The 12,706-nt window shown below is 42.8% G+C and carries 6 protein-coding genes; all 6 read left to right on the top strand.

Annotated features, from left to right (window positions below):
* Nucleotides 1–17 precede the first annotated feature (17 nt).
* The 6 genes from J7384_RS13585 to J7384_RS13560 all read left to right on the top strand — a co-directional run bounded on the left by J7384_RS13585 (nt 18) and on the right by J7384_RS13560 (nt 12,559).
* A complete protein-coding gene (locus J7384_RS13585; protein ID WP_209114934.1) occupies nt 18–242 on the top strand; it encodes a DUF2835 domain-containing protein in 225 nt (74 codons plus the stop codon).
* Nucleotides 243–558: 316 nt separating this feature from the next.
* Entirely contained in the window at nt 559–2,607 is a 2,049-nt protein-coding gene (locus J7384_RS13580; protein ID WP_209114932.1) for a DUF1302 domain-containing protein, read from the top strand.
* Nucleotides 2,608–2,619: 12 nt separating this feature from the next.
* Entirely contained in the window at nt 2,620–3,984 is a 1,365-nt protein-coding gene (locus J7384_RS13575) for a DUF1329 domain-containing protein (RefSeq protein ID WP_209114930.1), read from the top strand.
* Between the two features lie 96 nt (nt 3,985–4,080).
* A complete protein-coding gene (locus tag J7384_RS13570; RefSeq protein ID WP_209114928.1) occupies nt 4,081–5,088 on the top strand; it encodes a YCF48-related protein in 1,008 nt (335 codons plus the stop codon).
* A 4-nt stretch (nt 5,089–5,092) separates the two neighbouring features.
* Nucleotides 5,093–7,417, top strand: a complete 2,325-nt coding sequence (locus tag J7384_RS13565) for an MMPL family transporter (protein WP_209114926.1) — start codon at nt 5,093–5,095, stop codon at nt 7,415–7,417.
* A gap of 300 nt (nt 7,418–7,717) precedes the next feature.
* Entirely contained in the window at nt 7,718–12,559 is a 4,842-nt protein-coding gene (locus tag J7384_RS13560; protein WP_209114924.1) for an NAD-glutamate dehydrogenase, read from the top strand.
* Nucleotides 12,560–12,706 lie beyond the last annotated feature (147 nt).

Below are 12,706 nucleotides of genomic sequence, written 5' to 3'. Positions count from 1 at the left end.
CGAGACTCTGAAATAATATGGTACAAAAGTACTACTTTCAGTTGGCGTTGCCATACCAAGAATGCCTTGCTTATTATCACGGGCAAGTCAAAGCTGTGATGGTGACGTCTTCAACTGGTCAACGAGTACAATTCCCCGCCAGCCACATTCGCCCGTACATGACACGGGTGGGTGTCTATGGCTCATTTTGTTTATATACTGAAAATAACAAATTTTTATCTTTGGAAAAACTAGATAAATAGAGTATGTACTTTAAACGGTGGTTTAAATTTGTTCAGAGCTAAATTTCCCCAAAATCTGCTCTGCAGAGCCGATAAATCGTCAACATGTCGACCACTTGGCGATTTCATTTTTATTTCGTTTCAAACAATTGTTTTAAACGTAGTTTAAATTGACTGTTTTTTTTCTAGGCAAGTCATTGTCTTACTAAGCATTGTTATTGATTTTTAACGCTTGCCTCCACATTCAAATGATGCAATTATTGTTTTATCCACAAGCAGGCGTGGATTAGGATGATAATAAATTTAATAACAATAGTTTTGACTATGGGGAAAAATCATGAAACACAGTCCTCGTGTGAAGTTCTATAAGAAGCCTCTAGTAGCCAGTGTTGCAGCTGCGCTTCTTAGTTTGTCGGCAAGCAATGCTTCAGCGGCAACTTTTGAATTAGGTGACTTTGAAATAACTTTTGACTCGACTTTTAGTGCTGGTGCGAGCTGGCGCGTAGAAAACCGTGATACTGATGGTTTAATTGGTATTTCAAATAACCCGAACAACGGCTTTGACTTCTCAAATTACAGTTTCCTATCTCCGCCGTTACAACAAGATATCTGGCAAGGTGCTGGTGGTTATTCAACTAACGTTGATAACGGCAACCTAAATTTTGAGCCAGGCGAAACCTTCTCAAAAATTGTCAAAGGCTCTCACGATATTGATATTCGCTACGGTGATTTTGGTTTCTTCACACGTGTTTTCTACTTTTATGATTTTGAAATTGCTGACGAATCTCGCGCCTGGGTTAATCCGCTAACAGGACAACGTGCTGATCTTTGTGAAGAGCGTTATTCTGATGAACAAGTTTGTAAAGACTTTCGTACTTTAGATGCATTTTTCTACGGTGACTTTGATATTGGTGAAATGCCGTTATCAGTTCGCGTAGGTGAGCAGGTTATCAGTTGGGGTGAAAGTACCCTTATCGCCCACGGTATCAGTGAATTAAACCCGGTTGATATTTCACGTTTAAGAGCTCCTGGTGCAGAACTTAAAGAAGCATTTATTCCATTTGGTGCAGTTTGGGCGTCTTTAGGTGTCACAGAAACTTTCGATATTGAAGCGTTTTATCAATACGGTTGGGCAAAAACAATCATTCCAGCCGCCGGTAGCTACTTTTCTACTAATGACTTTGCCGGTGACGGTGGTCATCTGAATAACATTCAAACTGGTTTTGCTTCTCGCCCTGATATTAGCTTAGACGCGTTAATTAACGGCTTAAACCAATTTGGTGACTTAGTTCGTTCAGGCGCGTTGCCAGCTTCGGCAGTTGGTCAAGCTTACCTAGCGCACCCAACGGTTGTTGCATTACGCCCACAAGGTCGAGATGGTGAAATTCGCCCAGAAAATGGCGGTCAGTACGGTCTTCGTTTGTCGTGGTACTTACAATCGCTTAACGATACTGAGTTGAGTTTGTATCACATGAACTACCACAGTCGTCGTCCAGTTATTTCGGGTCGAGTTGCTGACTACACGACAGAAGCAATTTTGAATGATGTTGGCTTTATCAGCCAAAATCAAATTAACCGTGACAATGTTTTTGATTTACGCGCGTTCCCACAAGTTCGCCTACAATACACTGAAGACATTAAACTATACGGTTTAAGCTTTAATACGACTGTTGGTACAACTTCAGTAGCGGGTGAAGTATCTTATCGTCAAGACGAGCCGTTACAAATCGATGACGTTGAAATCTTATTTGCAGCGATTCCACAACAAATTGCAAACGTTGGTATTAATACCTCACTAGATGGTATTTCTCAGATTGATACTGTTCAGCCAGGTGAATTTGCTGATGGTTTCATTTTGTCTGACACTACTCAAGCACAATTAACATTGACTCATTTGTTCGGTCCAACTTTTGGTGCAACTCAGTTCACAGGTTTGATTGAAATTGGTGGTGTTTACATCAACGACTTCCCTGATCCAAGCGAGTTAAGATTAAATGCTCCAGGTACTGGCAGAAATGGTGGTATTGATATTCCAGGTGGTCGTTCGTTTGAAATCGCTATTCAAAACGGTGTTGAAACGAATCCTTTTGCTAGTCAATCGGCATGGGGCTACCGCGTGTTAGCAAGACTTGAATACAACGATGCTTTTGCCGGTGTTAACGTAACTCCTCGTGTTGTATTTTCTCATGATGTTAACGGTACAACACCAGACCCGCTATTCTTATTCAGTGAAGAGCGCAAGTCAGCTTCGTTTGGCGTAACTTTTGATTATCAAAACCGCTGGTCAGCGGAAATTGGCTACAACGTATTCTTCGATGGCGTAGGTACTTCAAACCAATTTGAAGATCGCGATTTCGTGTCGCTTAGCGTTACATATAATATCTAAAGGCAGAGATTTATGAAAAAAATAACATTATTATCACTTGCTGTTTCTTGCGCCTTATTTGGCGGCGCTGCGGTTGCTAAAGTGAGCTCAGCAGAGGCGAGCAAGTTAGGTAAAGAATTAACGCCAATTGGTGCAGAGCGCGCAGGTAATGCTGATGGTTCAATTCCAGCGTGGACAGGTGGTATTGCTAAGCCGATAGACGGCTACAAAAAAGGTGACCATCACCCAAATCCATTTCCCAATGACAAAGTGCTGTACACGGTAACTAAGCAAAATCTAGATAAGTACAAAGAATTGTTATCGCCGGGTCAAATTAAATTATTTGAAACCTACCCTGATAGTTTCAAAATGAATGTATACCCAACTCAGCGCTCTGCGGCATTTCCTGAATTTGTTTACGACGCGACCAAAAAGTATGCGACAACAGCTGAACTAGTTGAAGGTGGTAACGGTGTTGTCAACACTGCTGTTGGTGTGCCGTTCCCAATCCCTGCTAATGGTTTAGAAGTTATTTGGAACCACATCTTGCGCTATCGCGGTGAAACCGTTAGCCGTAACAGTGGGGTTGTTTCACCGACTGCTGGTGGTGACTACAACTATATCGCCATCGATGAAAGAATTATCTTCCATTACTCTCGTCCGGATGCTACACCGCAAGAGCTAGAAGAAAAGAACATGGTATTCAAATTTAAGCAAAAAGTTACTGCGCCAGCACGTTTAGCGGGTACTGCTTTACTTGTGCACGAAACCATGGACCAAATAAAAACGCCTCGCCAAGCGTGGACATACAACACAGGTCAACGTCGTGTTCGCCGTGCACCTAATGTTGCTTATGATGCACCAAGTACAGCTTCGGATGGCTTGAGAACAACTGATGACGTCGATATGTACAATGGCGCACCAGATCGTTACAACTGGACTTTGGTTGGTAAAAAAGAATTGTTGATTCCATACAACGATTACAAACTGCACAGTGACCAAGTTCAATATGACGATCTAATTCAACCAGGTCACATCAACCCAGAATTTGTTCGTTACGAGAAGCACCGTGTTTGGGTAGTAGAAGCGAACTTAAAAGATGGTACTCGCCATATTTATAAAAAACGTACTTTCTTTATTGACGAAGATAGTTGGCAAATTGCTGTTGTTGACATCTACGACAACCGTGACGAGCTATACCGCGTTGGTTTAGCGCACTCGGTAAACTACTACGAAGTGCCAACTCAATGGTTAACACTAGAAGTGTTCCACGACTTGCAGTCGCGCCGTTACATTGCCAGTGGTTTAGACAACCAGAGCAGTATGTATGACTTTGACGCGAAAGTCACTGAACGAGAGTTCACACCTTCAGCACTAAGACGTGAAGGTCGTCGTTAATCAACTAACATGACTTAAACGGCTGACAATTGTCAGCCGTTTTCATTTGGTGAAAGGTAATATTTTTTACGTGTATATGAAGTATTGAGAGGATTAATGAGACAGTTATTCGTTACCGTTATTAGTTTAGTGATGCTGTTGCCCACAGTGGCGGCTGAGCCAAAACAAGCGTGGCAAGCGCCATTGGCGAGTAAGTCATTGTTATTGGATATTGCTTTAACGCCGGCAGGCAAATTAGTTGCAGTCGGTGATCGAGGGCATATTTTACTGTCGACAGATGGACAAAACTGGCAACAAGCACAAGTGCCGGTAACATCAATGCTGACGTCTGTTTTCTTTATTGATGCCAATACAGGTTGGGCAGTGGGTCACGATGCCACTATTTTAAAAACTGAGGATGCGGGGCAGAGCTGGCAAGTGCAGCAATACCTTCCCGAGGTTGAAAAGCCGCTGTTAGACGTTGTATTTAAAAATGCTGACCAAGGCATGGCTGTTGGCGCTTATGGCCAAGTTTACCGCACTGAAGACGGCGGCCAAAATTGGCAATACGAATTTCACGGTGAACTACTACCGGTAGAAGATGTTGAATACTTGGAAGAATTAAAGCTCGAAGATGAGGCTTTATACTTAGATGAACGCGGTAGCATTTTACCTCACTTTAACCGCATTGAAACGGATGGCCGCACTTTGTACTTAGCTGGCGAGCTAGGTTTGATGGCTAAAAGCAATGATTTTGGTAAAACTTGGCAAGCATTCGATGAAATTTATCAAGGCTCGTTTTTCGATATTGTTAGAACACAAGCGGGTAATTTAGTTGTGGTTGGCTTACGCGGCCACGTTTTCCGTAGCTTGCGCAATGGCACGCCTTGGCAAATGTCTAAAACTGATACCACCGCTTTGCTCAATGACGTGGTGTTAGTGGACGATAATCGCCTTTTAGTCTTGGGTAACAGTGGTACTTTGTTGGTTAGTGATGACGATGGTCAGAGCTTTGTTGAACACCGACAAGCAGATGGTAAGTCACTCGTTGCTGGCGTTTGGTTTCAAAACAAGCTTATTGCTGTTTCGGATGTTGGTATTAAAACAATTACAATAGACAAGTAAAATTATGACAGTTAATTCTTTAATCAATCGAATAGAAATTACCATATTTCGACATCGTATCGCAGTTTTACTGCTGTTTTTGTTGACCACCATTGGTTTGGCATATCAAGCAACCAACATTAAGCTTGACGCTTCATTTACCAAAAACATTCCGCTTAATCACAGTTACATGAAAACGTATTTAAAGCACGCTGAGAACTTTGGCGGTGCCAATAATATTTTGATTTCGGTATGTAACAGCGAAGGCGATATTTTTAACGAGAAGTTCTTTACTTCACTTAAAGGTGTTCACGACAAATTATTTTTTATCCCTGGTGTCGCTCGTACTCAGGTTAAATCACTTTATTCGCCTAGCACTCGCTTTACCGAAGTTGTTGAAGATGGCTTTGCCGGTGGCCCTGTGATTCCGGCCGACTTTAAAGCGGACGAACGCGGTTTGGCAACTGTTCGCAGTAATATCGACAAAGCCGGTATTGTCGGCCGCATCGTTTCTGACGATTACACTTGTGCGATGGTAACGGCCTCGTTGATGGACATTGATCCTCAAACTAACGAAAAGTTGAACACCATCGCTTTTGCTGAGCAACTTGAAACAGAAGTTCGCGGCGAATATGAGAAAGACGGTATTACTGTTCACGTCATCGGCTTTGCCAAAATGATTGGCGATGTTGCCAACGGCGCTAAAGAAGTTGTTTTATTCTTTGGCGTTGCCATCCTAATTACCGCCTTTATGGTGTACTTCTTCTGTCATTCATTAAAACTGACTATTTTACCAATTGTTTGTTCACTGATTGCTGTGGTTTGGCAAATTGGTATGTTATCTAGTTTAGGCTTTGGCCTTGACCCAATGTCAATTTTAGTGCCGTTCTTAGTCTTTGCGATTGGTGTAAGCCACGCGGTTCAGATGATCAACTCTATTGGCAAAAAAGTGGCGCAAGGTTACAACAGCAAAGAAGCGGCTCAGTTCAGCTTCCGAGCGTTATTGGTTCCAGGCGGCGTTGCTTTGCTTTCAGATACCGTTGGCTTCTTGACCTTATTGGCTATCGATATCGGTATTATTCGCGAACTTGCGATTACTGCGTCTTTGGGTGTCGCGGTTATTATTTTAACCAACTTAGTGTTATTGCCGTTGTTGGTGTCTTACGTGACTATTAACCGTAAAGAGGGCGATGATCAGGAAAAAGAATCACCAGTTTGGAAAACGTTAGCGTTAGTCGCCAATCGTCGTTTGGCTACTTTCATTCTGGTTTTCACGGCAGTGCTATTTGCCTTTGGCTTGCACTTTTCACAAGACATGAAAATTGGTGAGTTGCACGCCGGGGCACCAGCGCTGCACGAACACTCTCGCTATAACCAAGATACCTTCTTAATTACCGACAAATACGCTATCAGCGTTGATTACATGTCAGTGATTGTTGAGACCACCGAAAGCGCTTGTACCTACCACGACTACGTCAGCGTGATTGACGAGTTCCAATGGCGTATGGAGAACGTAGAAGGGGTTCAGTCTGCTGCTAGTTTGGCGTCAATAGCCAAGATTGTTAACTCAGGCTACAACGAAGCTAATCCAAAGTGGCGCGTATTACCGCGTAATCAACAAAGCTTAGTGCAGTCGATTGCTCGTGTGCCGACGTCAAGTGGCTTATTAAATAGTGATTGTAGTGTTATGCCAGTGATCTTGTTCTTAGAAGATCACAAAGCTGAAACAATTAATCGTATTGTTAAGCAAGTTAAACTTCTGTCTGAAGAAATGAACACTGAAGATTTGCAGTTTAAATTAGCATCGGGTCCTGTTGGTGTAATGGCCGCAACCAATGAAGCGGTAGAGGCAGCTCAAATCCCCATGATGATTTACGTATATGCTGCGGTAATCGTATTGTGCTTATTGAGCTTTAGAAGCGTGCGTGCAACAATTTCTGTGGTACTGCCATTATTCGTGGTATCGACATTGGCACAATGGTTAATGACCGTGCTTGAAATTGGCTTAACCGTATCAACCTTGCCGGTTATCGCGTTAGGTGTTGGTATTGGCGTTGACTACGGTATTTATATCTTGTCGACGATGAGCCAGCGTTTAAGTGATGGTGAAACCGTTGCTGAAGCGTATTTAGCTGCACTTAAAGAGCGCGGTAGTGCTGTGTTAATCACGGGTATTACGTTGGCGATAGGTGTTTCAACTTGGTTCTTCTCTGATTTGAAATTCCAAGTTGATATGGGCATCTTGTTAACTTTCATGTTCTTAGTCAACATGTTAGCAGCGGTCATCGTACTGCCAGCACTAGCGAGTTTCTTATGGCCAGACGCCAAGCAAATTAAGAAAAATAATTAGTGTATTTGCTTTACTCAAAAGCTGCATAATTAATCAAGAAAATGGCCGTAAGGCCATTTTCTATTCAAGCAACTCATATAAACAATTACCTAGGTTATAACCTTCCTCAAATATTGCATATCCCAGTGGCCCTACCTTGTAAAAAAACGCTCGCAATCCCTTAACATTATTAATAAAATCCCGATAATGATCTATGCTATAACCTGTTGGCATAGGCCAGCTGGTCGGGCTTGTTGAGCAATTCAACATAAAGACAAACAAGATAATAATTAATTTCGTTTTATCCAAAAGGAAAACGGCATGGCGTTAGTAGACGGCTTACCTTCAGTCATTCTGAAAAATGTAGCACAGTTAATACAGCAAAAAGTTCCTAATGAAACAGCACCGCTTGTAGAGCAATTTACCCAATTACTATATGGCAACATCTCTAGTCACGATTTAAATAATCGCAATGACAGCGATGTGTATGGTGCCACGTTGAGTTTGTGGAACTCATTAAATGGTCACAAAGATCAGACCCCAGTAATTAAAGTTTTTAACCCAGAAGTATCGAAGCACGGTTGGAAATCAAGCCATACGATTGTTGAAGTTATCGTTAGCGATATGCCATTTTTAGTTGATTCGTTGCGCATTGCTTTGAACCGCCAAGGTTTGTCACCGCACTTAATGCTAAACAGCCCAATTAAAATTGTTCGCGATGACAACAATCAAATCGTGCAGTTGGCAGCAGCGACTGATGAATCGTTAAATACAGCTCTAGTTGAAACTGTTTTCTTCATTGAAATCGATCGTTTAGCTGACCAAGCGCAATTAGACGAGTTGGCCAAAGAACTCGCATCAGTAGTTAGCGATATTTCGTTAACCGTAACTGATTGGCAGCCAATGCTTGAGCGCTTAAATCAAGTTATTGCTGAGATGAAATCGGCAAAACTGCCTTGTTCAGCACAAGAAAAGAAAGATGCCTTAGAATTTTTAACTTGGCTTGCCAATAACAACTTCACCTTAATGGGCTATCGCGGCTACGACGTTAAAGCGCTCAAAGGCGATGTTGCTTTACAACCAGTTGCTGATTCAAGCTTAGGTTTAATGAAAAACTCAAAAGCGAGCAAAGAGCGTTTGCTTTCAGGTTTAGGTGAATCAGCACGCGATGCCGCGTTTGGTTCAAGCCCGTTGATTTTGACTAAGTCAAACTCTCGTTCACGCGTTCATCGTCCAGCCTTGATTGACTACATTGGTGTTAAGCGCTTTGACGAAAAAGGCAATGTTATTGGTGAAGAGCGCTTTATCGGTTTATTCGGTTCTGCTTATTACACCAACAGCGCCTTAGATTTACCATTAATTAAGTCAAAAGTAGCGTCGGTTTGTGATTCATCTGGCTTTGCCAAAGGCAGCCACGCATACAAGTCATTGATCAACATTCTTGAAACTTATCCGCGCGATGAAATTTTACAGTCGACGGTACCTGAGCTGCTGCAAAACGTACTTGGCGTATTGCAAATGCAAGAGCGCGATTACTCTGGCTTATTCGTTCGTCGCGATACCTTTAATCGCTTCTACTCTTGTATGGTTTACGTGCCGCGTGAGCGTTATAACACGAAACTGAGAATTGAAACTCAAAAGCTGTTACAAGAAGCCTTTGGCAGTAAACAAGAAGTTGAATTTACCACTTACTTCTCTGAGTCAGTACAAGCGCGTACCCATTACATCGTGCGAGTTGACTCAACTAAAGCAGATATCAATGTGAAAGAAATTGAAAAGAATTTGAACGAAGCAGCGCGTAGCTGGGATGACAAATTAACCGACGCATTAAAGGCGAACAAAGGTGAAGCACAAGCAAAAGCCTTAAGCTCAAAATACGCTCGTTTCCCGCAATCGTACAAAGACGAAGTCTTACCGGGCTCAGCGATTGTCGATATTGAAAAGCTTGAAGCGCTTTCTGATGACAACAAGCTTGAAATGTTGTTCTATCAACCGCAAGAAGAAAAAGCGGGCAGTCGTTTTGTTAAATTAAAACTGTTCCACACAGGTGAGCCACTGCATCTTTCTGATGTCTTGCCTATGTTAGAGAACTTCGGTCTGCGCGTCATTGGTGAGAGCCCATACGCTGTGATGACTGCTGACGGCGAAGCTAATTGGATTTTAGACTTCTCAATGTTGCTGACAGGTGACGGCGAGTTTGACTTAGCCAAGATGCAAACCTTATTCCAAGACGCGTTTGCCAAGGTGTGGCAGGGCGATTTAGAAGATGACGGCTTTAACCGCTTGATTTTAGGCGCTGGTTTAGCTGGCCGTGAAGTGTCTATTTTACGTGCATTTGCCAAGTACGAGCGTCAAATTGGCGGTACTTTTAGCCAAAGCTATATTGAAGATACGTTTGCCCGTTACCCTAATCTTGCCGAATTGCTAATTAAGTACTTTAACTTGCGCTTTGACCCTAGCACTAAGCTTAAGCCAAAAGCGATTGAAAAAGTACTGGCCGATGTTGAAGCGTCGTTAGAACACGTTGCTAACCTTGATGATGACCGCATTATTCGTCGTTTTGTTGAAATGATGAGTGCGACTATTCGTACTAACTATTTCCAAACCAACAACGAAAATCAGCTTAAATCATACATCTCATTTAAGATTTTACCTGAGCAAATTAGTGAGATCCCACAACCGATTCCCAAGTTTGAAATTTTTGTTTACTCGCCGCAAATTGAAGGTGTTCATTTGCGCGGTGGTAAAGTTGCTCGTGGTGGTTTGCGTTGGTCAGATCGCCGAGAAGATTTCCGTACCGAAGTACTGGGTCTAGTTAAAGCACAGCAAGTTAAAAACACGGTAATTGTACCTGTTGGTGCAAAAGGTGGTTTTGTTTGTAAGCAGTTGCCTAACGGTACTCGTGAAGAAGTATTTGAAGCAGGTAAAGAGTGCTACCGCACCTTTATTCGCGGTTTACTCGATATCACTGACAACATTGTTGCTGGTGAAGTGGTTTACCCAGAAAACGTGGTTCGTCACGATGAAGATGACCCGTACTTAGTTGTTGCTGCCGATAAAGGTACAGCAACTTTCTCTGATATCGCTAATGGCATCTCTGAAGAATACAACTTCTGGATGGGCGATGCCTTTGCCTCTGGTGGTAGTGTTGGCTATGACCACAAAGGCATGGGTATTACTGCTCGCGGTGCATGGGAGTCGGTTAAGCGTCACTTCCGCGAGATGGATATTGACTGTCAAACCACAGACTTCACCGCGATTGGTGTTGGTGATATGGCCGGTGATGTATTTGGTAACGGTATGCTGCTATCTAAGCACATTCGCTTACAAGCGGCATTTAACCATTTGCATATTTTCATCGACCCGAACCCAGATGCGGCGAGCTCTTATGTAGAACGTGAGCGTTTGTTTAATACCCCAGGTTGCTCTTGGACAGACTACAACCAGAAATTAATTTCTGAGGGTGGCGGCATTTTCAATCGTTCAGCGAAGTCAATTAAATTGACCCCTGAAATTAAGAAAATGGTGGGTACTCAAAAGCAATCAATGGCACCTAACGAGTTGATTCAAGCGATTTTGAAAATGAAGGTCGACTTGTTGTGGAACGGTGGTATTGGTACTTATGTCAAGGGTGCGACTGAAAGCCACTTGGAAGTAGGTGACCGTGCTAACGATAGCTTGCGTATCAACGGCAATGAGTTACAAGCGAAAATCGTTGGTGAAGGTGGTAACTTAGGTTTAACTCAGTTGGGCCGTATTGAGTACGCTGCTAATGGCGGTCGTATGAACACCGACTCGGTTGATAACGTTGGTGGTGTCGACTGTTCAGATAACGAAGTTAACATCAAGATCTTACTCAACGGCTTAGTCCAAAGCGGTGATTTAACCGTTAAGCAACGCAACAAGTTACTTTACGATATGACCGATGATGTTGCTGATATCGTACTCACTAACTGTTATCGCCAAACGCATTCGTTGTCGATCACTAATTTGCGCGGCGCTGATCAGCTCAAAGAGCAAATTCGCTTTATTCACGAATTAGAGCGCACTGGTAAGCTTGACCGCGGTTTGGAATTTATCCCAAGTGATGACGAAATCGCTGAGCGTTTAGCACAAGGTAAAGGCTTAACCCGTCCAGAGTTATCGGTATTGCTTGCATACAGTAAAATGGTGTTAAAAGAAGACTTGGTTTGTCCTGAAATTACCGACAACCCTTATCACAATCGTTTATTGTTAAATGCTTTCCCGCAGCAGTTACAGAAAAAATACAGTGATCAAATGCAAGATCACCCACTTCGCGCAGAAATCATTGCGACTCGATTAGCGAATGATATCGGCAACGATATGGGCTTCAACTTTGTTCACCGCATGCAAGAAGAAACTGGTGCTAGTGTTGCTGAAATTGCTAACTGTTACACGATTGCCAGTGAAGTATTCGGGTTATCTGATGCATGGCAAGTGATTGAAGATCTAGACAACAAGATTTCGACAGCAGTACAAACTGAAATGTTGTTCCAATTGCGTCGCAATGTTCGTCGTGCAACTCGTTGGTTCTTGCGTCATCGCAATCACAGCTTGAGCATTGAACAAACAATTGAGTTCTACAAGCCGTCGTTTAAAGTGCTCAACGAAAAACTAGAAAGCTACTTAGACAAAGAAGAAGCCGCACAGTTAACGCATGTCGAAAAAGACTTAGTTAAAGCGGGCGTTGATAAGGCTATTGCTAAGTTGATTGCTCAATTGAGCTCAGTGTTCTCTGTATTGGATATCGCCGAACTTGCACAAAACCACAACAAGCCGCTTGAGCTGGTTGCTGAGTTGTACTTCAAGTTAGGTGTGCGCCTAGAGTTGCACTGGTTCTTGGATCAAATTACCCGTCAACCGGTTGCAAACCACTGGCAAGCACTAGCGCGTGCGTCATTTAGAGAAGACCTCGATTGGCAGCAGCGCTTGTTGACCGCAGCGGTATTAACTATCTGTCCAGAAAGTGAAAATACTGATGCTATGCTTGACGTATGGTTCGAAGAATGTGCTCAACCGCTGGCCCGCTGGCAGCACATTTTAGCTGACTTTAGAACCAGTCAAACTTATGAGTTTGCACAGTTCTCAGTTGCACTGCGCGAGCTTGCTTTACTTAGCATGCACTACGAAGCGAGCAAATAAGTTTGCTGTAAATAAACCTACTAGGACATGTTCTTAGACAGGTAACAATGATAAAATCCTCGCAACTGCGGGGATTTTTTATTTTTGGTACTTAAAACTCATTTTTTAAATAGAAAGGGTTACTTAGCCGAATTTATTTAGCCGGAA

It is taken from the genome of Endozoicomonas sp. G2_1, from assembly GCF_017744155.1.
GTDB lineage: Bacteria > Pseudomonadota > Gammaproteobacteria > Enterobacterales > Alteromonadaceae > JAGHQT01.
Note: the sequence above shows the minus strand (reverse complement) of the source record. Positions and strands in the feature narration are given on the sequence as shown.

Bases quoted from the DNA above. Each gene is read 5' to 3' on its own strand.
- J7384_RS13585 (WP_209114934.1), top strand. From the start codon at position 18: ATGGTACAAAAGTACTACTTTCAGTTGGCGTTGCCATACCAAGAATGC.
- J7384_RS13570 (WP_209114928.1), top strand. From the start codon at position 4,081: ATGAGACAGTTATTCGTTACCGTTATTAGTTTAGTGATGCTGTTGCCC.
- J7384_RS13575 (WP_209114930.1), top strand. From the start codon at position 2,620: ATGAAAAAAATAACATTATTATCACTTGCTGTTTCTTGCGCCTTATTT.
- J7384_RS13580 (WP_209114932.1), top strand. From the start codon at position 559: ATGAAACACAGTCCTCGTGTGAAGTTCTATAAGAAGCCTCTAGTAGCC.
- J7384_RS13565 (WP_209114926.1), top strand. From the start codon at position 5,093: ATGACAGTTAATTCTTTAATCAATCGAATAGAAATTACCATATTTCGA.
- J7384_RS13560 (WP_209114924.1), top strand. From the start codon at position 7,718: ATGGCGTTAGTAGACGGCTTACCTTCAGTCATTCTGAAAAATGTAGCA.